The sequence below is a fragment of the Citrobacter sp. RHBSTW-01044 genome (genome assembly GCF_013781945.1).
GTDB classification, from domain to species: Bacteria; Pseudomonadota; Gammaproteobacteria; order Enterobacterales; family Enterobacteriaceae; genus Citrobacter; species Citrobacter braakii.
Genome location: NZ_CP056180.1, coordinates 3,584,017 through 3,603,211, shown reverse-complemented (window position 1 = coordinate 3,603,211; position 19,195 = coordinate 3,584,017). Strand labels below are relative to the sequence as shown.

At 52.2% G+C, this 19,195-nt stretch carries 21 protein-coding genes and 1 tRNA gene; 11 read left to right on the top strand and 11 right to left on the bottom strand.

What is annotated here, in order from left to right:
* The first annotated feature begins 43 nt into the window (after window positions 1-43).
* A complete protein-coding gene (gene sfbB, locus HV352_RS17520) occupies window positions 44-1,060 on the top strand; it encodes a virulence-associated ABC transporter ATP-binding protein SfbB (protein ID WP_029139443.1) in 1,017 nt (338 codons plus the stop codon).
* Window positions 1,053-1,712 carry a methionine ABC transporter permease gene (locus HV352_RS17515; RefSeq protein ID WP_003831085.1) on the top strand — a complete coding sequence of 220 codons (660 nt, stop codon included), beginning with the start codon at window positions 1,053-1,055 and terminating at the stop codon, window positions 1,710-1,712. The genes sfbB and HV352_RS17515 overlap by 8 nt, the downstream gene beginning before the upstream one ends.
* On the opposite strand, the gene mnmH is transcribed toward HV352_RS17515, so the two are convergent.
* From mnmH to ppiB, 5 genes are all read right to left on the bottom strand, one after another.
* Window positions 1,713-2,798: a tRNA 2-selenouridine(34) synthase MnmH gene (mnmH, locus tag HV352_RS17510; RefSeq protein ID WP_075846828.1), complete on the bottom strand. Its 1,086-nt coding sequence runs from the start codon at window positions 2,796-2,798 to the stop codon at window positions 1,713-1,715. It abuts the gene before it with no gap.
* A gap of 97 nt (window positions 2,799-2,895) precedes the next feature.
* A complete protein-coding gene (purK, locus tag HV352_RS17505) occupies window positions 2,896-3,963 on the bottom strand; it encodes a 5-(carboxyamino)imidazole ribonucleotide synthase (protein ID WP_181634939.1) in 1,068 nt (355 codons plus the stop codon).
* Window positions 3,960-4,469: a 5-(carboxyamino)imidazole ribonucleotide mutase gene (purE, locus tag HV352_RS17500; protein WP_181634938.1), complete on the bottom strand. Its 510-nt coding sequence runs from the start codon at window positions 4,467-4,469 to the stop codon at window positions 3,960-3,962. Before purE ends, purK begins: the two co-directional genes overlap by 4 nt.
* Before the next feature lie 173 nt (window positions 4,470-4,642).
* Complete coding sequence (lpxH, locus tag HV352_RS17495) at window positions 4,643-5,365, bottom strand: UDP-2,3-diacylglucosamine diphosphatase (RefSeq protein WP_103283569.1); 723 nt, start codon at window positions 5,363-5,365, stop codon at window positions 4,643-4,645.
* 2 nt (window positions 5,366-5,367) lie between these two features.
* On the bottom strand, window positions 5,368-5,862 hold the full coding sequence (gene ppiB / locus HV352_RS17490) for a peptidylprolyl isomerase B (protein ID WP_003021875.1): 495 nt from the start codon (window positions 5,860-5,862) through the stop codon (window positions 5,368-5,370).
* A 173-nt stretch (window positions 5,863-6,035) separates the two neighbouring features.
* Between ppiB and cysS the strand changes: the two genes are divergently transcribed.
* A complete protein-coding gene (cysS, locus tag HV352_RS17485) occupies window positions 6,036-7,421 on the top strand; it encodes a cysteine--tRNA ligase (RefSeq protein ID WP_075846834.1) in 1,386 nt (461 codons plus the stop codon).
* 90 nt (window positions 7,422-7,511) lie between these two features.
* Here the strand turns inward: cysS and HV352_RS17480 are convergent, their stop codons facing one another.
* The 3 genes from HV352_RS17480 to folD form a co-directional block, all read right to left on the bottom strand.
* On the bottom strand, window positions 7,512-8,036 hold the full coding sequence (locus HV352_RS17480; protein ID WP_019076201.1) for a metal-dependent hydrolase: 525 nt from the start codon (window positions 8,034-8,036) through the stop codon (window positions 7,512-7,514).
* 123 nt (window positions 8,037-8,159) lie between these two features.
* Window positions 8,160-8,372 carry a ribosome-associated protein YbcJ gene (ybcJ, locus tag HV352_RS17475; protein ID WP_016152124.1) on the bottom strand — a complete coding sequence of 71 codons (213 nt, stop codon included), beginning with the start codon at window positions 8,370-8,372 and terminating at the stop codon, window positions 8,160-8,162.
* A 1-nt stretch (window position 8,373) separates the two neighbouring features.
* Window positions 8,374-9,240, bottom strand: coding sequence for a bifunctional methylenetetrahydrofolate dehydrogenase/methenyltetrahydrofolate cyclohydrolase FolD (gene folD, locus HV352_RS17470; protein WP_003021887.1), 867 nt, complete (start codon window positions 9,238-9,240; stop codon window positions 8,374-8,376).
* 575 nt (window positions 9,241-9,815) lie between these two features.
* Here folD and fimA point away from each other — a divergent pair.
* The 6 genes from fimA (at window position 9,816) to sfmF (ending at window position 15,885) form a co-directional block, all read left to right on the top strand.
* Window positions 9,816-10,370 (top strand): type 1 fimbrial major subunit FimA, encoded by a 555-nt coding sequence (gene fimA / locus HV352_RS17465; RefSeq protein WP_019076202.1) that lies wholly within the window; start codon window positions 9,816-9,818, stop codon window positions 10,368-10,370.
* Window positions 10,371-10,447: 77 nt separating this feature from the next.
* A complete protein-coding gene (gene fimI, locus HV352_RS17460) occupies window positions 10,448-10,981 on the top strand; it encodes a type 1 fimbrial protein subunit FimI (protein ID WP_019076203.1) in 534 nt (177 codons plus the stop codon).
* Window positions 10,982-11,022: 41 nt separating this feature from the next.
* On the top strand, window positions 11,023-11,715 hold the full coding sequence (gene fimC, locus HV352_RS17455; protein WP_016152127.1) for a type 1 fimbria chaperone FimC: 693 nt from the start codon (window positions 11,023-11,025) through the stop codon (window positions 11,713-11,715).
* 7 nt (window positions 11,716-11,722) lie between these two features.
* Window positions 11,723-14,344 (top strand): fimbrial biogenesis usher protein, encoded by a 2,622-nt coding sequence (locus HV352_RS17450; protein ID WP_047416798.1) that lies wholly within the window; start codon window positions 11,723-11,725, stop codon window positions 14,342-14,344.
* Between the two features lie 49 nt (window positions 14,345-14,393).
* A complete protein-coding gene (fimH, locus tag HV352_RS17445; RefSeq protein ID WP_230851701.1) occupies window positions 14,394-15,356 on the top strand; it encodes a type 1 fimbria D-mannose specific adhesin FimH in 963 nt (320 codons plus the stop codon).
* Window positions 15,349-15,885 (top strand): fimbria assembly protein, encoded by a 537-nt coding sequence (gene sfmF / locus HV352_RS17440; protein ID WP_109018107.1) that lies wholly within the window; start codon window positions 15,349-15,351, stop codon window positions 15,883-15,885. The genes fimH and sfmF overlap by 8 nt, the downstream gene beginning before the upstream one ends.
* A 49-nt stretch (window positions 15,886-15,934) precedes the next feature.
* Here the strand turns inward: sfmF and fimZ are convergent, their stop codons facing one another.
* The 3 genes from fimZ to fimW form a co-directional block, all read right to left on the bottom strand.
* Window positions 15,935-16,567 carry a fimbria biosynthesis transcriptional regulator FimZ gene (gene fimZ / locus HV352_RS17435; RefSeq protein WP_016152131.1) on the bottom strand — a complete coding sequence of 211 codons (633 nt, stop codon included), beginning with the start codon at window positions 16,565-16,567 and terminating at the stop codon, window positions 15,935-15,937.
* Between the two features lie 587 nt (window positions 16,568-17,154).
* Window positions 17,155-17,877: a fimbriae Y protein gene (locus HV352_RS17430; protein ID WP_101700640.1), complete on the bottom strand. Its 723-nt coding sequence runs from the start codon at window positions 17,875-17,877 to the stop codon at window positions 17,155-17,157.
* A 385-nt stretch (window positions 17,878-18,262) separates the two neighbouring features.
* Window positions 18,263-18,856, bottom strand: a complete 594-nt coding sequence (gene fimW / locus HV352_RS17425; RefSeq protein ID WP_016155913.1) for a fimbria biosynthesis transcriptional regulator FimW — start codon at window positions 18,854-18,856, stop codon at window positions 18,263-18,265.
* 36 nt (window positions 18,857-18,892) lie between these two features.
* Here fimW and HV352_RS17420 point away from each other — a divergent pair, with 36 nt between their 5' ends.
* The gene (locus tag HV352_RS17420; protein ID WP_016152134.1) at window positions 18,893-19,072 is read left to right on the top strand and encodes a hypothetical protein; all 180 of its coding nucleotides are present in this window, start codon (window positions 18,893-18,895) and stop codon (window positions 19,070-19,072) included.
* 39 nt (window positions 19,073-19,111) lie between these two features.
* Window positions 19,112-19,188 (top strand) — tRNA-Arg (locus HV352_RS17415).
* Window positions 19,189-19,195: the final 7 nt, after the last annotated feature.

Sequence of the window (19,195 nt, the reverse complement as noted above, 5' to 3'; positions counted from 1 at the left end):
CAGGGGCAGCGGCGACTGCCCTTTTCGCATTTCTGAGGTGGCTATGATTGAGATAGAAAAGGTTTGCGTGGATTTTAGCGCAGGCCGTGGACCATCAACCCGGGCGGTTGATGACGTCAGCTTGCGCATAGGCGCAGGTGAGATATTTGGCATTGTCGGGACCAGCGGCGCGGGGAAAAGTACGCTGCTGCGCACCCTGAACGCCTTAACGCGACCAAGCCTGGGAAGCGTAAAGGTTAACGGCGTAGAAATTTCCGCGCTGGAAGGGGCGCAACTACGTAAAGCCCGTCAGCGTATTGGGATGATTTTTCAGCATTTTAATCTGATGCATACCCGTACCGTGGCGCAAAACGTCGCTTTCAGCCTGAAGGCTGCCGGATGGGAGCGCAGTAAAATTGGCCCACGCGTCAGCGAAATCCTGACGCTGGTGGGGCTGTCTGACAAGGCGAACCGCTTTCCTGTGCAGCTCAGCGGCGGGCAAAAGCAGCGCGTTGGTATTGCCCGTGCGATTGCCAATCACCCGGATGTGCTGCTGTGTGATGAACCGACCTCTGCGCTGGATCTGGAAACGTCGGCCACTATTCTGGCATTGCTTAAGCAGATCAACCAACAAATGGGGATCACGATCGTGCTGATCACTCACGAGATGAACGTGATCAAATCGATTTGCGATCGTGTGGCGGTGATGTCCGGCGGCAAGGTGGTGGAGTCCGGTGAGGTGTTTGACGTTTTTGCTCACCCGCAGCACGCTTTCACGCAGCAACTGGTGTCGCATACCCTCAATCTGACGCTACCCGAACGCTTGCGCCAGCATTTGCCTGGCCAGTTGCTGAAAATTCTGTTCATCGGCGATTCGGCGGAACAGCCAGTGTTGTCAGAAGTCGCGGTTAAATTTGGTGTGGCGGTGAACATTCTGCACGGCAAAATTGAATATATCGGCGAGCGTGCGCTGGGGATTCTGGTGGTGCAACTGACCGCGCCGCATAACCCTTCTGCGGTGGATGTCGCCGTGGAACATATTCGTCAACGCACGGCACAGGTGGAGGTGATTCGTGGATGATTTATTGCCTGATTTGACGCTGGCGTTTAATGAAACCTTTCAGATGCTAAGTATCTCTACGGTGCTGGCGATTATTGGCGGTCTGCCGCTCGGTTTTCTTATTTTCGTCACCGACCGGCATTTATTCTGGCAAAACCGTTTTGTGTATCTGCTCAGCTCCGTGCTGGTGAATATCATCCGTTCGGTGCCGTTTGTGATCCTGCTGGTGCTGCTGCTGCCGCTCACACAGTTTTTACTCGGAAATACCATTGGGCCGATTGCGGCGTCGGTTCCGCTCTCGGTGGCGGCAATCGCTTTTTATGCCCGTCTGGTCGACAGCGCACTGCGCGAAGTCGATAAAGGCATTATTGAAGCGGCGGAAGCCTTTGGCGCCAGCCCGATGCGCATCATCTGCACCGTTCTGTTACCTGAAGCGAGCGCGGGTCTGCTGCGTGGGTTGACGATAACGCTGGTGAGTCTGATCGGTTACTCCGCGATGGCCGGAATCGTTGGCGGCGGTGGGGTAGGCGACCTGGCGATTCGCTTTGGTTATTACCGCTATGAAACCCAGGTCATGATCGTCACCGTGGTGGCGCTGATTATTCTGGTGCAGGTCGTTCAGGTGCTGGGCGACTGGCTGGCGAAACGCGCGGATAAGCGCGACAGACACTGATCACTGTGCGTTAAGCCAGTCGGCAACGTCCTGCCATGTGCCGCGAAAGACGACTTTCGCGGCTTTCTTTTCCAGTTGATAACGATACATCGGGTCGTAATACTCGTTGAGCAACGGTACCAGCCAGCCCATATGGGCGTCGGTACTGCCCGTCGCTTGCTGTTCGCGCAGAGCCACGTCGAGCAGGGCGGTCAGCTCGGCAAAACGTTGTAAACCCAGACGGCGGCGAATAGCAAACAGGCCGTGGTGCAGATACTCGCTATACTCCTGCCAGCCCTGACTCTCGCCATAAGCATGGGTAAAATCGTGGTGCATCCGCACGAAATACTCTTCACGCAGTCGCTCCAGACGACGCTCAAAAGGATCGTCCACCACTGCAATAGATGCCTGGGCCATGCGTTCGCGCAGGCATTCGGGCAGATGATTAGCCCCGATCATGCGGCCTTCATCTTCCAGTACCCACAGACGCAGATCCTGACGGCTGTCGGTTCTGAGCATTTCGACCGCCAGCAGGTTTTCAAAACTCGCCTGACTCAACTGCGGTTCAACGGTGCGACCAAACGAGGAACCGCGATGGTGCGCCAGACCTTCGAGATCCACGCCGTTCGGCTGCTGTTGCACCAGCTGCGTTTTACCGTTCCCGGTACAGCCGCCAATTAAGACGATCGGCTTTTGCACTAATTCTTCCGTCAGCTGAATCGCCGCCTGACGCAGGGCTTTGTAGCCGCCGTGTATCAGCGGGTAGTCAATCCCGGACTCGAGCAGCCACTGCTGCACAATGTGCGAACGCTGACCGCCGCGCGCGCAGCATAAATAGCCCGCAGGATTTTGACGACAGGCATCCAGCCAGGCCTTCATACGTTGTTGGCGAGTCTCGCCGCAGACCAGTTGATGGCCGAGCGTGAGGGCTGCCTCGGGTCCCTGACGTTTATAACAGGTACCCACGGCGGCACGTTCGTCATCGTTCATTAGGGGAAGGTTGATTGCGCCCGGCATTGCGCCTTGCAGAAATTCGACGGGGGCGCGTACATCGATTATAGGCGTACCAGCGAGCAAAATTGCGCGATAGTCCGTTCCATCGTTCATGTGTGATCCTGAAAATACAAAAACAGCAATGGAGGGGATTTTACGCGCCAGAGGAGGGGCCGGGGAAGGATAAAATCAAATCCCCGGCATTAATGGCTTATTTCAGCGTTGACTGCGCCCAGATAATACCGCTGGCATATTCCGGCGGCAGCAGGGGGATAAGCGCTTCCAGCGTCGCGCTAAGACGCGCGGTATCGCTGTCGCTCAGGTTCAGGTGTCCCACTTTACGCCCTTCACGCACCTCTTTGTCATACCAGTGCAGATGCACCAGCGGCAGCTTCAGCCAGTCATAGTTCAGGTCGCTACCAATCAGATTTACCATCACCGAAGGAGTGTTCACTACCGGCGTGGGTAACGGCAGGTTGGTAATGGCTCGCAGGTGCAGCTCAAACTGGCTGATGCTGGCACCGTTTTGCGTCCAGTGCCCGCTGTTGTGCACGCGTGGAGCCAGTTCGTTAATCAGCAGACCTTCCGGGGTGATGAAACATTCCATCGCCATCACGCCGACATAGCCCAGCTCCTGCATGATGGCAGAGAGCATCGCTTCGGCCTGTTTCTGCTGTTTGCCGTTAGCCTGCGGGAAGACCACGCTGGTGCGCAGAATGCCGTCCTGGTGCAGGTTATGGGTCAGCGGATAGAAGACGGTGCTACCGTCGTGCGCACGAGCGCCAACCAGTGAGACTTCACCAGAGAAGTTGATTCCCTGCTCAACGATGCACTCGCCGTAGCAGTCGTCCGGCAGTTGTCCGGTTTCATTTGCGCGCAAACGCCACTGCCCACGACCGTCGTAGCCGCCGACGCGACGTTTCACGATCGCCAACTCACCGAGTTTGTCGAATACTGCAGGCCATTCGCTTTTATCTGCCAGCAACTGCCACGGCGCAGTTGCCAGGCCGAGCTTGTCAAAAAGCTGCTTTTGCGTCAGACGGTCGGCAATAATTGGGAAAACGTCGCGGTTGACAAATGCCGGATGGCGCGCGAGCTCGCGGGTGAGCGCCGTTTCCGGCCAGCGCTCAATCTCAGCGGTGATCACGCTTTGCTGAAAAGGGACCGCTGCTGGTTCGGCATCCAGCCCGACGGGCCAGACCGCAATGCCCAGCGGCTCACCGGCCTGGCGCAGCATGCGCCCTAACTGACCGTTACCGAGTACGCAGACCTGCTTCATGCCGCACCTCGCGGGTCCGGATTCTCCAGCACCTCGTCGGTTTGTACTTTGCGCCAGTCGTTCAGACGCTGGTGTAATGCTTTGTCGTGTGTTGCCAGAATTTGTGCTGCCAGCAGGGCCGCATTTGCCGCGCCCGCTTTGCCGATAGCCAGCGTTCCGACCGGAATACCGCGCGGCATCTGTACGATGGAGTAAAGGCTATCTACGCCGCTCAGCGCCGCGCTTTGCACCGGGACGCCTAAAACAGGCACCAGCGTTTTAGCCGCAATCATGCCCGGCAGATGTGCAGCGCCACCCGCACCGGCAATGATCACCTGATAGCCGTTCTCTTCTGCGCGTTCGGCGAAGCTAAACAGCTTGTCAGGGGTGCGGTGGGCGGAGACGACTTCAACATGATGCGGCACGTTCAGAATTTCGAAGATTTCGGCGGCGAACTGCATGGTAGCCCAGTCGCTTTTGGACCCCATCACGATGGCGACACGCGCCGGGTTATTGCGGGAAGACATGCGTCTGAAAACTCCTGTGATGCACTACACTCGACTTTTGAGGCCACAGAGAATAGCATAATTCGCCGTCAAGGAAAACGATTGCGCGCTTTACACTTCACCCTTCAGGCAGCCTCTGTAGTTGGCTACATCTCAATGAGTTTTGTGTAAAGAGGAACTGGATATCTGCGGAATTAAAACGGAAATGCGATCAGTTCAACGTCATTTGGCGTGACTTTGATCATCGACCCTTCGGTGTGCCATGCGCCTAATACCACGCGGAAAGCGGGTTGCTCATTGGCCGTAAGTTCGTGGACTGCCGGGCGGTGGGTGTGGCCGTGAATTAACCACTGGACCTGATGCTTTTCCATCTCGGTGATGACGGCCTGCGGATTCACATCCATGATCGCCAGTGACTTGCTGCTGTTGGCCGCTTTGCTGTTGGCGCGCATTTTCGCGGCGATACGTTGGCGAACGAACAGAGGTAGGGAGAGGAACAGCTTCTGTAGCCAGGGTTGATGTACTTTGGCGCGAAACGCCTGATAGCCTGCATCGTCTGTACACAAAGTGTCGCCATGCATGATCAATACCTTGCGGCCATACAGGTTGAGTACTTTTTTCTCAGGCAGCAAGCTCATGCCGCTTTCACGGGCAAAACGTTTGCCGAGCAGAAAATCTCGGTTGCCGTGAATAAAAAAGCAGGGAACGCCGGAATCAACCAGTGATTTTATCGCCGCGGCTATTTCATGATGCAGTGGGGTTGGGTCGTCGTCGCCAATCCAGGCTTCAAACAGGTCGCCGAGAATGTACAGTGCATCAGCTTTTCGTGCATCACCGGCTAAAAAACGCAGAAAACCGGCGGTGATCGCCGGTTCTTCTGTGCAGAGGTGAAGATCTGCAATAAACAGTGTCGTCACGATTACTCGCTGACGGTCACGTTTTCGATGATGACGTCTTCTTTTGGCACATCCTGGTGCATACCGCTGCGACCAGTGGAAACGCCTTTGATTTTATCAACCACGTCCATGCCTTCAACAACCTCGGCAAACACGCAATAACCCCAACCCTGCATGCTTTCGCCGGAGAAGTTCAGGAAGTCGTTGTCTGCAACGTTGATGAAGAACTGTGCGGTTGCGGAGTGCGGAGCCTGAGTACGCGCCATCGCCAGCGTACCACGGGTGTTTTTCAGGCCGTTGTTCGCTTCGTTTTTGATCGCTTCTTTCGTGGCTTTTTGCTTCATGCCCGGTTCGAAACCGCCGCCCTGGATCATGAAACCGTTAATAACACGGTGGAAAATGGTGTTGTTGTAAAAACCTTCGCGGCAGTAGTCCAGGAAGTTTTTAACTGTTTCAGGCGCTTTATCATCAAACGTTTTGATTACGATATCGCCGTGATTAGTGTGGAAAGTAACCATTTTTGCATCCTGTTCCGATAGATTGGTGCTTCGACCCCGTGAAGGGTCAGAGTTAGGGGTGTGTTATAGCATAACCGCAAGCTGCGATCACCTCGCAAAGTGTGCTGCTTCCGGTCTAAATTATGGGTATTATACAGACTTTACTATCCACACACGTCTACACGGAATCTTCGATGTTAAAAATCTTTAATACACTGACGCGCCAAAAAGAGGAATTCAAACCTATTCATGCCGGGGAAGTCGGCATGTACGTGTGTGGTATTACCGTTTACGATCTCTGTCATATTGGCCACGGACGTACCTTCGTTTCTTTCGACGTTGTCGCGCGCTATTTGCGCTTCCTCGGCTATAAGCTGAAGTATGTGCGCAATATTACTGATATCGATGACAAAATCATCAAGCGCGCGAATGAAAACGGTGAGAGCTTTGTGGCGTTGGTCGACAGAATGATCGCGGAAATGCATAGCGATTTCGACGCGCTGAATATTCTGCGCCCGGATCTGGAGCCGCGCGCTACGCACCATATCGCTGAGATTATTGAAATCACTGAACAGCTGATTGCCAAAGGTCACGCTTATGTCGCTGATAACGGCGACGTGATGTTCGACGTGCCGACTGACCCGAACTATGGTCAGCTGTCACGCCAGGATCTGGATCAGCTGCAGGCGGGCGCACGCGTTGATGTGGTTGATGTGAAGCGCAACCCGATGGACTTCGTGCTGTGGAAAATGTCCAAAGAAGGCGAGCCGAGCTGGCCGTCTCCGTGGGGCGCGGGTCGTCCTGGCTGGCACATCGAATGTTCGGCGATGAACTGCAAACAGTTGGGCAACCATTTTGATATTCATGGCGGTGGTTCGGATCTGATGTTCCCGCACCATGAAAACGAAATCGCTCAGTCCACCTGTGCGCATGACGGTGAATACGTTAATTACTGGATGCACTCCGGGATGGTGATGGTTGACCGGGAGAAAATGTCCAAATCGTTGGGCAACTTCTTTACCGTGCGTGACGTGCTGAAATACTACGACGCCGAAACCATTCGCTACTTCCTGATGTCTGGTCATTACCGTAGCCAGTTAAACTACAGCGAAGAGAACCTGAAGCAGGCGCGCTCTGCACTGGAGCGTCTGTATACCGCGCTGCGCGGCACCGATAAGTCCGTTGCCCCAGCCGGTGGCGAAGCCTTTGAAGCACGCTTCATTGAAGCGATGGACGATGACTTCAATACGCCGGAAGCCTACTCCGTGCTGTTTGATATGGCGCGTGAGGTTAACCGCCTGAAGGGTGAAGATATGGCGGTGGCTAACGGTATGGCTTCGCATCTGCGTAAGCTTTCCAGCGTGCTGGGCCTGCTGGAACAGGAGCCCGAAGCATTCCTGCAAAGCGGTGCGCAGGCGGATGACGGTGAAGTTGCTGAAATTGAAGCGTTAATCCAGCAGCGTCTGGATGCCCGTAAAGCCAAAGACTGGGCGGCAGCTGACGCCGCGCGTGACCGTCTCAATGAGATGGGTATCGTGCTGGAAGATGGCCCGCAGGGCACTACCTGGCGCCGTAAGTAATGATATTGATTGCCGGATGGCGGCTCGCGCCCTGTCCGGCAATCAATGTACGAATGTCGGTCGGATAAGACGCTTGTCGTATCCGGCAAATTAATATTTCCGATACCACCACAGCACACCCATCATCATAACTCCCGGTAGCCATACCCATATCAACTCCGAAATTATCACCTGGTGCCCGTATGGTGTGGCGTAGCGTGATAGCGCAAACGGGGCGACTTTAATCACCTGCCACGGTGCAAAGAAGCGTTCATCCGACCACGGCCACAGCCAGCCGACGCCTTTGCCGCCAGTGGTGACCGAATCCAACAGGCTGTGCGACAGCAGTGAAACCGTCAGGAATAGCCAGCAGCGAATTAAGCCTGCCTTAAACCATCGTCGACCCATCCATACGCCGAGCAGCGGCACCACGAAGGCGAACAGCAGCGAATGGGTAAAACCGCGGTGACCAAACACGTTGCCGTAGGCGACGCCAAGCTTAAACGATAGTACGTCGGCATCCGGCAACATAGCCAGAATGACGCCAGTAAACAGTAATTGCGGGGGGATGACTTTACGCCCGAGACCTAATCCTAAACAGAGTGGAACGGCAGCGTGGGTAACGATTGTTGGCATGATGATCGCTTCGTGTGGAAAAACAACATGCTAACAGTTCACTGTGAAGTGGTGATGAAGTCATTATCTGAAAAGGAGTGAGGAAGTGGCCGGACAGGGGTTAACCTCATCCGGCACCTGGGATCACGCCACGACGTTAATGCTGTGGCCTTCAAAGCTGACGGTCTGTCCGGCAACGATTTTGCAGCGTTTACGCGTTTCTACAGCACCATCGACCTTCACTAACCCTTCGCCAATAGCAATTTTTGCCTGGGCGCCGCTTTCGCTCCAGCCTTCCAGCTTCAGTAAATCGCAGAGTTCAACGTGTGGGTGTTTACCCAGTGAAAATGTGGCCATCTTAAACGTCCTTTACATCATGATATTCAACACACGCCTGCAGCGTGTTTTCGATAAGTGTGGCGACCGTCATTGGGCCTACGCCGCCGGGTACCGGCGTGATATATGACGCGCGTGCGGCAGCATCTTCAAAGACCACATCGCCAACAACCTTACCATTCTCCAGACGGTTGATGCCGACATCAATCACAATCGCACCTTCTTTGATCCACTCGCCGGGAATAAAGCCAGGTTTGCCGACGGCAACAATCAGCAGGTCTGCATGCTCTACATGGCGACGCAGATCTTTGGTGAACCGGTGGGTGACGGTGGTGGTGCAGCCAGCCAGCAGCAGCTCCATGCTCATCGGGCGGCCAACAATATTCGACGCGCCAATAACGACCGCATTCAGACCGTAGGTGTCGATATTGTAACGCTCAAGCAGAGTCACAATACCGCGCGGAGTACACGGGCGCAGGCGCGGCGCACGCTGGCACAGGCGACCAACGTTATACGGGTGGAAACCGTCAACGTCTTTATCCGGCGCAATACGCTCGAGAACTTTAACGTTGTCGATACCCGCAGGTAACGGCAGTTGGACCAGAATACCGTCGATGGTGGTATCTGCATTGAGCGTATCGATCAGCTCGAGCAGCTCCGCCTCGCTGGTGGTTTCAGGCAGGTCATAGGAGCGGGAGACAAACCCCACCTCATCACAGGCTTTGCGTTTACTCGCGACATAAATCTGCGAAGCCGGGTTGCTACCTACCAGCACAACAGCCAGGCCTGGGGCGCGTAATCCAGCCGCTAAACGCGCCTGAACTTTTTGAGCAACCTCAGAGCGCACCTGCTGCGCAATCGTTTTACCGTCAATAATCTTTGCTGCCATCAGAGAGAGGATTCCGTCTGTTACGTTAAATCGAAGGGGATGCCGCTATTTTGTCAGAAGCGAGACGTGCTGTCAGTTTTCGTTTGCATTTTTACGTGCGCCAGGGGGCGTCACGATCTGCGAATGGGGTCAGTACAGAGGCTTAAGCCTTACGGATAATTAATGAGCATGCTAATTAAAATTAACGTGAATGAAACAACTCATCACCCTGGTATATTCAGGGGTAATGCGCCACAAACCAGTCTGTTACGGTTAATTATGAGGGATTTTACCTCATTCCCACCCAGATTTTTCCTGGGTCCCATTAAGAATTAGCCAGGGTCATTAAAAGGATTTGCAGGTATTTTTCATTAATTGAAATGTTTAATTTATCGCTGTGACGAATAGTCATATTCGCGAGGAATAATTAGTGAATCAAATACTCAGGAGAGTTGGGGTAAAAGGTTAGCTAATTCTCATGCGATATATATCTTTACAGGATGCAGAGATAATTAGCCTGACATTTAATGTCGATAATGATTCAAACGGATCCCGCAGGATGCCGGAGCCGGATGTGTGTAATTCAAGGGAAATCCATGAAACGTAAATTAATGACCTCTTCTGTTATTGCCAGCCTGATGTTAGTCGCCGGTGCAGCGGTTGCAGCCGATCCGGTAAGCGTTAGCGGCGGTACTGTGCATTTTGAAGGTGAACTGGTCAATGCAGCCTGTGCAGTCAGTACTCAGTCATCCGATCAGGTTGTGACGTTAGGCCAGTATCGTACTGCCAGTTTTGCCGCAGTGGGTGACACTACAGCACAAATTCCGTTCTCTATCGTGCTGAACGACTGTGACCCGAACGTTGCCGCAACCGCAGCCGTTGCTTTCTCTGGCCAGTCCGATAATACCAATAACAACCTGCTGGCTGTCACTTCTGCAGACAACGGTACCACTGCAGGCGGTGTTGGGATTGAAATTCTGGACAATACGTCCACCGCGCTGAAGCCGGATGGCGCAACCTTCTCTACCGCTCAGGCGCTGGTAGAAGGGACCAACACCCTGCGTTTCTCTGCGCGTTACAAAGCCACTGCCGCAAGCGCAACGCCGGGTCAGGCAAATGCCGACGCGACATTCATCATGAAGTACGAATAAGCCGTTTTGATTTGCGCAAGGATGACGTTCGCCTCAATGGATGAGGCAATATCCGGGGATGATGAAGGATGCGGCAGATGATAGGGAAAGGCGTGGCGCTGGCGGGAATGCTGTGCGTAATGCCTGTGCTTTCACATACGGTAATACTGGAAAGTGGCCGCGTCCACTTACGGGGGCAGCTCGTCAACGGCGCCTGTACGGTCGCCACTGACAGTCAGGATATGCGGGTGCAAATGGGGCAGTATCGCACCAATGCTTTCTCTGGGACGGGAAGCTTCGCCTCTACCAGCGTACCGTTTTCACTGCGCTTAACGTCGTGCAGCTCCGATGTTTATGACCATGTTGGGATTGCGTTTGCGGGCGTGACGCCAGCGGAAGATCCGCAGGTTTTTCTTGCCAGCGGCGATGCGTCTGCGGCTTCGGGGATTGGCCTGGCGTTATTTGACGAGCGCCAACGGCAAATTATACCGAATGCCCTGCCGCTTCATTATGTGCCGATTATAACGCAAGAGATGACGTTTCATTTCACTGCCCGCTATCGGGCTGTCTCGGAAAATATAACGCCGGGAACGCTTCGCTCAGACGTGTGGTTTACGTTGGTTTATCCCTGATTTATTTCCCAACGATAATCGCATCAAAGGTATTTTTAGCTATGTTTAATTATCTAAAATCAGGTTTTATCCTTTTACTGGCCTTATTTTCTGCTGCCAGTGTTCAGGCTGCCGGAGGCATTGCATTAGGCGCCACTCGCGTTATTTATCCGGCCGATGCCAAACAAACGTCCCTGTCTATTAGCAATAGCGATACCAAAGAACGTTACCTGGTAAATTCATGGATTGAGAATAGCGCAGGCGCTAAAGAAAAATCGTTTGTGGTTACGCCTCCGCTGTTTGTTAGTGAACCCAAAAGCGAAAACACGCTGCGTATCATCTATGCCGGTGAACCGCTGCCCAAAGACCGTGAGTCGCTGTTCTGGATGAACGTCAAAGCCATTCCGTCAGTCAATAAAAACAGCCTTGAGGGCAAAAACGTTCTGCAACTGGCGATTCTGTCACGCATCAAACTTTTCGTTCGTCCGAATAATCTGCCGCAAATCCCGGAAGATGCACCAGGAATGCTGACCTTTTCCCGCTCCGGCAACCACCTGAAGATCAACAATCCGTCAGCGTATTACGTCACGTTGGTCAATCTCAATGTGGGGAAAACGAAGGTCGATAACGTGATGGTTGCGCCGAAAAGCGATGCGCAGGTCCTGCTACCCACGGGCGTTCAGGGCAACGTCACGTTCCAGACGGTCAATGATTATGGCGCTGTGACCCCGGCTAAAACGGTTAGTGTGCGTTGAGATAACGATGAATAAGACAACGTATTTTCCTGGCCTGTTACCGGGGGTTACGCCACCGCTGGCGGGGGTGGCGTTGTCCACGCTGGCGGCGCTCTTTCCCTCTCTAAGCTATGGGGAAAGCTATTTTAATCCGGCCTTTTTATCTGCGGATACGGCAACCGTGGCGGATTTATCACGTTTTGAAAAAGGCAATCACCAGCCTGAAGGCGTTTATCGCGTGGATATCTGGCGCAACGATGAGTTTGTTGCCACTCAGGATATTCGTTTTACTACCAGTGCGGCAAAAGCCGGGGAGAAGTCCGGTGGGCTGATGCCGTGCTTTGGACTCGACTGGGTGAAGCGCCTTGGCGTCAATATCGCCGCGTTTCCGGCACTCAGTAAGGATCCGAACGATACCTGTATCAATCTACCTGAGGCGATTCCTGGCAGCGAGATTGCGTTTGATTTTTCTACCCTGCGCTTAAACGTCAGCCTGCCACAGGCGTCAATGTTAAACAGCGCGCGCGGCTATATTCCACCGGAAGAGTGGGATGAAGGGATCCCGGCCGCGCTGGTTAACTACAGCTTTACCGGCAGCCGTGGCAGTGATACTGACAGCTATTTCCTCAGTATGCTCAGTGGTCTGAACTATGGCCCCTGGCGGCTGAGAAACAACGGTGCGTGGAGCTACTCCAAGGGCGACGGATACCACTCACAAAGCTGGAAAAACATCGGTACATGGCTTCAGCGCGCAATTGTCCCGCTGAAGGGCGAACTGGTGATGGGCGACAGCAACACTGGCAACGACGTTTTTGACAGCGTCGGGTTTCGCGGTGCGCGGCTCTATTCCTCAGACAGTATGTATCCCGACAGCTTACAGGGCTACGCGCCTACCGTTCGCGGCATTGCGCGTACCGCAGCGAAACTGACCATTCGTCAGAATGGCTATGTGATTTATCAAAGCTATGTTTCACCCGGCGCTTTCTCGATAACCGATCTCAACCCAACGTCATCCAGCGGTGATCTTGAGGTCACGGTGGATGAGAAGGACGGCAGCCAGCAACGCTATACGGTGCCGTACTCCACCGTTCCCTTATTACAGCGAGAAGGGCGTTTCAAATATGACGTTGTCGCCGGGGATTTTCGCAGCGGCAATAGCCAGCAATCTTCACCGTTCTTTTTCCAGGGAACATTAATTGCCGGGTTACCAGAGGGCTATACCGCATACGGTGGTACGCAGTTGGCCTCACGTTACACCGCGGTGGTTTTAGGCACCGGTCGAAACCTGGGGGACTGGGGGGCGGTTTCTGTCGATCTCACCCATGCGCGCAGCCAACTGGCGGATGACAGTACGCACCAGGGGCAGTCTTTGCGTTTCTTGTATGCGAAATCGCTGAACAATTTTGGCACTAACTTCCAGCTGTTGGGGTATCGCTACTCAACGCGTGGCTTCTATACCCTCGACGATGTGGCGTATCGCAGTATGGAAGGCTATGAGTACGAATACGACAGTGAGGGCAATCGCCACGACGTGCCCAATGTGACGAGTTACCACAACCTGAGCTACAGCAAAAAGGGCCGTTTCCAGATCAACATTTCGCAGAATCTGGGGGATTACGGATCGCTGTATATCTCGGGTAGTCAGCAGACGTACTGGAATACTTCAGACACCAATACCTGGTATCAACTGGGTTATGCCAGCGGCTGGCAGGGGATTAGCTATTCACTCTCCTGGTCGTGGAATGAATCGGTTGGCATCTCCGACACCGACCGTATTCTGGCGTTCAATATGTCTGTACCGTTCAGCCTGCTGAGCGGACGGCGTTACTCGCGTGATAACGCCCTCGATCGCACCTACGCCACCTTTAATGCCAACCGTAATAGCAACGGACAGAACAGTTGGCAGAGCGGGATCGGCGGTACGTTGCTGGATGGGCGCAACCTGAGCTACAGCGTGAATCAGGGGCACAGCAGCACCAATGGCTATAGCGGAAACGCCAGCGCCAACTGGCAGGCGGCCTACGGTACGCTGGGCGTGGGTTACAACTACGACCGTGACCAGCATGACTACAACTGGCAGCTCTCCGGCGGCGTGGTGGGGCATGCGGACGGCATTACGCTCAGTCAGCCTCTGGGCGATACCAACGTGCTGATTAAAGCGCCGGGCGCGCAGGGTGTAAGGATAGAGAACCAGACCGGCGTTCAAACCGACTGGCGCGGATACGCGGTGATGCCGTATGCCACCGTCTATCGCTATAACCGCGTCGCGTTAGACACCAATTCCATGAACAACAATACCGATGTGGAGAATAACGTCAGTAGCGTAGTGCCAACGCAAGGAGCGCTGGTGCGGGCGGCGTTTGATACACGAATCGGTGTGCGGGCGCTGATTACCGCCAAACATGCCGGTAAACCAGTGCCGTTTGGCTCCGTCGTGCGTGAAAACACCAGCGGCGTGACCAGCATGGTGGGTGAAGACGGGCAAATCTACCTGAGCGGCCTGCCGCTAAAAGGCGAGTTGTTGATCCAATGGGGGGAAGGCGCAAACGCGCGCTGCGTGGCGCGCTATGCCTTGCCAGAGGAGAGCCTGAAACAAGCGGTAACGCTCACGAACGTGACGTGCGAATCTCCGTCAGCACGACAGGAATAATACGATGAAACGACAAACGGGTTTGTTACTGGGAAGCGCTTTACTGCTGATGGCCCATTCGTCCTGGGCGACGGTCTGCCAAAACTCGAATGGCACGCCAACGGATGTTTTTTACGATCTGTCGAATGTCTTCAACAGTAGTAACAACCAGCCGGGACAGGTGGTGACGTTACCGGAAAAATCTGGCTGGGTTGGCGTGAATGCCACCTGTCCGGCCGGGACAACGGTAAATTACACCTATCGAAGCTATGTCACTGAACTTCCGGTTCAAAGTACCGAAGGCGGATTCCAGTATCTGAAGCTCAATGACTACCTGCTGGGGGCCATGAGCATAACCGATAGCTATGCCGGGTTATTTTATCCCCCGCGTAATTACATTCGCATGGGGACTCACCCTAACGTACCTAAGCAGCAGCCTTTTGGCGTGATGGATTCAAAGCTGGTGTTTAAGCTCAAAGTGATCCGCCCGTTTATTAACATGGTGCCGATTCCGCGGCAGACGATGTTCAGCGTCTATGTCACGACCAGTACCGGAGATGCGCTAAGCGTACCGGTTTATACCATCAGCTACAGCGGCAAGGTGGAGGTTCCACAAAACTGCGAAGTAAACGCCGGGCAGATTGTCGAGTTTGATTTTGGTGATATTGGCGCATCGCTGTTTAGCAAGGCAGGAGCGGGAAACCGGCCTGAAGGCATCAATCCGCAGACCAAAACGGTAGCGATAAAATGCACCAACGTCGCTGCACAGGCCTACTTAACCATGCGTGTAGAGGCCGAGAAAGCCACCGGGCAAATGATGGTATCTGACAATCCCGATTTAGGTTTTATTGTCGCCGACAGCAGCGGTAAACCGCTGACGCCCAATAATCTGTCCAGCACTATCCCGTTTCAACTGGATGATAACGCCGCGGCACGCGTGGGGATCCGAACATGGCCGGTTAGCGTGACGGGCAATAAGCCTACCGAAGGACCTTTTACAGCCCGTGGCTATCTGCGAGTGGATTATGACTAACAAACAAACGTCAGCCGCAGGGACACTTCTGGCAATGGTGTGCCTGCTGACATTCAGCTCGTTGTGCCACGCCGCTTCGTCACTGGGGGAAATCAATATTGAACTGCGCGGTAACGTGGTGGACTTTACCTGCGCGGTAATTGCCGGCGACAGCAATAAGTCTGTGGAGCTAGGCACCTGGCCGACAAAGCAGCTTCAGACCAGCGGAGATACCACTCAACCGGTCGCGTTTACGCTGAAGCTAGAAGGCTGCCCGCCGGGTTCCGCTTCGATAACGTTTTCCGGAACTCCGGCCCCGGGCACGACGTTGCTGGCGCTTGATGACGCGGTGATGGCGCAAAAGGTGGCGATCGAACTGCACGACAGCGACCGTACGCGATTGCCGCTCGAGCAGGCCAGTCAGACGGTGGGGATTGATGAGAACGGCAACGCCACGCTGACCTTTTTCGCAAACTATATCGCGTTAGCTGCTGGGGTTCAGCCTGGCATTGCCAGGGCTGATGCCACGTTCATGATTAACTATAACTAATCAATGCGCTAACAAAACACTCCCGAACGAAATCTCGCCGGGAGTGTTATTACATTAATTCATGCATTTTTGCGTAATCGATCAGCTCAACGATGGTGTGCAACCCGAGCTTGGAGTAGATATTAGCCTTGTGAGCGCTAATCGTTTTATTGCTGAGTAACAACTGCTCAGCAATTTCCTTATTGGATAGCCCGTTTGCCAGATAACGCAAAACGGTAACTTCACGGTTAGAGAGCGGCATGTCATGTAAGACGCCTTTTTGTGCATTTATATTGTTAATGAAATTAAGGGTATCCGAAGGAAAAAAGGAATATCCCGATAAAATCATTTTTACCGCATTGTAGATATCATTGAGATCCTTTCGTTTACTGACAAACCCATTTGCACCGGCCCGGATAGCACGCCCGGCATAAAACGACTCGGATTTTGAGGACAGAAACAGTACCCGAGTTTTCTCCTGCAATGACTTTATTCTTTTGAGTAATGTAAACCCATCAGAACCAGGCAGTTCAATATCCAGGATGACAAGATCGACAGGGTACGTGCGCAGATGTTCTATTGCCGTACGGCTGTCATCGGTTTTCAACACTACCTGAATATTACTGTTTTTCTCGAGTAGTACTTCTATCGACATTCTGACAATAGGGTGTTCGTCCATAATGATAACGGATGCTGGTTTCATTGTTGTATGCCTCAAACTGTTTGCGTATCTTGCGAATTTGATAAAACATCAGGCGTTATAATATTGTCAAATAGCCAAGAATTGTTCTGAGGGAGAGCCGAATAAATATTATTTCATCCTTGTTTATTCGGTTGTTCTTCTGCAGAACAATGAATTTGTGGAAAATCCATTTCACACCGGGAAAACTAACAATTAATCAGGAAACTGTGGGGATTATACCTGCTCTGCTCATTCGGAAAAGACTTACAACATCCTGGTTGTTAATGTCAGTTAGGATATTCTGAAAGATCCAGATGTGTTAATGACTATTGGTATTATTTATCTGTGGTTCGAATTATGGCAGATTGAAAATTTTTTTTAAACAGTAAAAACGACACAATAAACCAATTGTTTAGGTTTTGTTAAGGCTGCAATAGGACTATTTTTTATTGAAATGCACAGGATCAGTAAGGTTAAGTGTGGGAGTGGCTCCAGGCATAATACCAGGAATAGTTGTAAATATTAAATATTTGTAAAAATTAGATCTGTTTTCTTATTTAAAAATAAGTAATTTCCTAAAAAATCTTATAGCACAATGAGTTATGGTGTTAAATTAAATGGGGAGAGGTAACGTTGAGGCGGTGTATCAGATGCAAAAAGCGCTGCCTGCTGGGTAATCCAAGGCGCGTAATCAACTGGTTCAGGCGATAGATGATGCGGTGGTAGGGTTGTGCCTGTAACAATGCAATCTTTTTTAAGGAGTTACCCTGTAATAGTAAGGTAATCAGCTCCCAGTCGAACTGATTTATACGCCTGGAATGAATATAGTTAAGAACCGGAGATAATAAGGCCTGGCGCATCTCGGGGAGGCGCAAATTGCGTGGCAAGATATAAAATGGACCGGACAGTGAAATAAATCTAGTGAGGTCTTCATCGCGACTGGAAAGCATTATGAAGATTTGGATGTTATTATGCTTCTTAATTAGCTGGCGCAGGCTTTCAAGTATATCGAAATAAGGGGTTGTTAAGCTTTCAATGTCAATCACTAACTGGCTAATTACCGGCTCTTGCATGCTGAGCAAAGTCGATTCAACGCTCTGGAAGATCGCCGTGCGAGTACCTGAGAATAAATGTCGACTCAGCGCATAGGCCAGATAGTAGTCTGTCGTAATTATCGCCTGAGATATAGTGCCGTCCGGTAAGGTGTATTCGAGTTTTTGCGCCAGATACTCGATCCGGTCAAATACCTGTGAGGTACAGTGGGGAAATTGCCAGCTACAGTTAGCGTTTCGTATACGGCGATAGCGGTCCCGGCGTTTTGCACTGTGCATCCTTTTCCATTCCATTTCTGTTGCGGCAGGTCTGGATAAATTGCTGACTACAGGCATCCCTGAACCAAACTTTTGTCAGCGCAAAGGTGAGTTGACTTGTGCCGTTGGGTTTCAGTGCTTCAACAATCATCAGACTGGCAATTGCGTACTCCATCAGAATAATCTGCCGGAAGTTTTCTGATGTCTTACTCAATGCCCAAAAGATCGTTTTATCCAGTTCAACCTCTCTCTGAGATTAGATAAAATATTACCGGGTGTGTCTTTTTGTTACCCCGGAAATAGTATGGCCGGATTATTCTCGCAGCCTGAAGCCAGGTACAGTAGGAGCCGATGCTTAATCCATGATGAGATATTTCTCAATAAAAATTAGGCAGAGATACCCCGTCTAATTTTGCAGAAAGTTCAGATGTGCGCGGATGTATCTTAAGAATTGCTGATCGTTTTTCACATGCAGCTTTTTCATAATGCTGCGGCGGGTCGCTTTGGCCTGGATATCACTGACTGAGAGCAGATGAGCCGTTTCGGCTAACGTATACCCGCTGGCGAGAAACATTAAGAACTGGCGTTCTTCGATAGAAAAGTTGCGGGTGGTGCAGTAATGGCAGATAGTCGCGGGCACGCTAGTGCGCAGTGCGCGTTTTTGCAGGATGAGGACCAGTTTTTTGGTTATCTCGTCGACGTCATCTTCCCGATAAATCAGTGGCAACATGTACAGGCAGGGGCGGAACATCAGCTTATCTTTGTCGTTTTTGCTACAGATGACCACCCGGTGTTGGCGCCTGGTGTGGACAGGAACCATGTAACAATCGGCGCTGAGCCAATCTTCATCCAGTGAGATAAACGCGATTTCAGCGCGATCGATATCTTCGACAGGTAAAAAGCTAATCTCCTGATGCCACTGATTTGCCAGATGGGAGATGATGATTTTCAGTCCATGTTCGAAGTGACTGTTTTCTTCCTTGATGGCGATACTTAACATTAAAGAGTTCCTGACCACTGGAGAGGGGATAAAGGAATGTTAAGCAAAATCATAAATATTCTAAATACATGTATCCCTAAATCTGACGTTTTGCGGGCTGAGTTGTTACCAGGTGATTTCCTGGATACCTTTGAACGAGCAGAAAAAATCAACATTCGTACACTTCGCCAGCAACCGAAACAAAAGGCATTGACTCAGCAAGCGCTGACCGTATAATTCACGCGTTTCATCTGCATGAAGTAATCACTTCGCAATGCGCCCTTAGCTCAGTTGGATAGAGCAACGGCCTTCTAAGCCGTAGGTCGTAGGTTCGAATCCTACAGGGCGTACCATTTCAAC

Excerpts from the sequence above, each read along its gene's own strand:
- mnmH (WP_075846828.1), bottom strand. The coding sequence starts at position 2,798 with ATGAACGATGGAACGGACTATCGCGCAATTTTGCTCGCTGGTACGCCT.
- HV352_RS17430 (WP_101700640.1), bottom strand. The coding sequence starts at position 17,877 with ATGCACAGTGCAAAACGCCGGGACCGCTATCGCCGTATACGAAACGCT.
- HV352_RS17420 (WP_016152134.1), top strand. The coding sequence starts at position 18,893 with ATGTTAAGCAAAATCATAAATATTCTAAATACATGTATCCCTAAATCT.
- fimW (WP_016155913.1), bottom strand. The coding sequence starts at position 18,856 with ATGTTAAGTATCGCCATCAAGGAAGAAAACAGTCACTTCGAACATGGA.
- purK (WP_181634939.1), bottom strand. The coding sequence starts at position 3,963 with ATGAAGCAGGTCTGCGTACTCGGTAACGGTCAGTTAGGGCGCATGCTG.
- folD (WP_003021887.1), bottom strand. The coding sequence starts at position 9,240 with ATGGCAGCAAAGATTATTGACGGTAAAACGATTGCGCAGCAGGTGCGC.
- fimA (WP_019076202.1), top strand. The coding sequence starts at position 9,816 with ATGAAACGTAAATTAATGACCTCTTCTGTTATTGCCAGCCTGATGTTA.
- ppiB (WP_003021875.1), bottom strand. The coding sequence starts at position 5,862 with ATGGTTACTTTCCACACTAATCACGGCGATATCGTAATCAAAACGTTT.
- sfmF (WP_109018107.1), top strand. The coding sequence starts at position 15,349 with ATGACTAACAAACAAACGTCAGCCGCAGGGACACTTCTGGCAATGGTG.
- HV352_RS17480 (WP_019076201.1), bottom strand. The coding sequence starts at position 8,036 with ATGCCAACAATCGTTACCCACGCTGCCGTTCCACTCTGTTTAGGATTA.
- ybcJ (WP_016152124.1), bottom strand. The coding sequence starts at position 8,372 with ATGGCCACATTTTCACTGGGTAAACACCCACACGTTGAACTCTGCGAT.
- HV352_RS17450 (WP_047416798.1), top strand. The coding sequence starts at position 11,723 with ATGAATAAGACAACGTATTTTCCTGGCCTGTTACCGGGGGTTACGCCA.
- fimZ (WP_016152131.1), bottom strand. The coding sequence starts at position 16,567 with ATGAAACCAGCATCCGTTATCATTATGGACGAACACCCTATTGTCAGA.
- fimC (WP_016152127.1), top strand. The coding sequence starts at position 11,023 with ATGTTTAATTATCTAAAATCAGGTTTTATCCTTTTACTGGCCTTATTT.
- fimI (WP_019076203.1), top strand. The coding sequence starts at position 10,448 with ATGATAGGGAAAGGCGTGGCGCTGGCGGGAATGCTGTGCGTAATGCCT.
- sfbB (WP_029139443.1), top strand. The coding sequence starts at position 44 with ATGATTGAGATAGAAAAGGTTTGCGTGGATTTTAGCGCAGGCCGTGGA.
- purE (WP_181634938.1), bottom strand. The coding sequence starts at position 4,469 with ATGTCTTCCCGCAATAACCCGGCGCGTGTCGCCATCGTGATGGGGTCC.
- cysS (WP_075846834.1), top strand. The coding sequence starts at position 6,036 with ATGTTAAAAATCTTTAATACACTGACGCGCCAAAAAGAGGAATTCAAA.
- fimH (WP_230851701.1), top strand. The coding sequence starts at position 14,394 with ATGGCCCATTCGTCCTGGGCGACGGTCTGCCAAAACTCGAATGGCACG.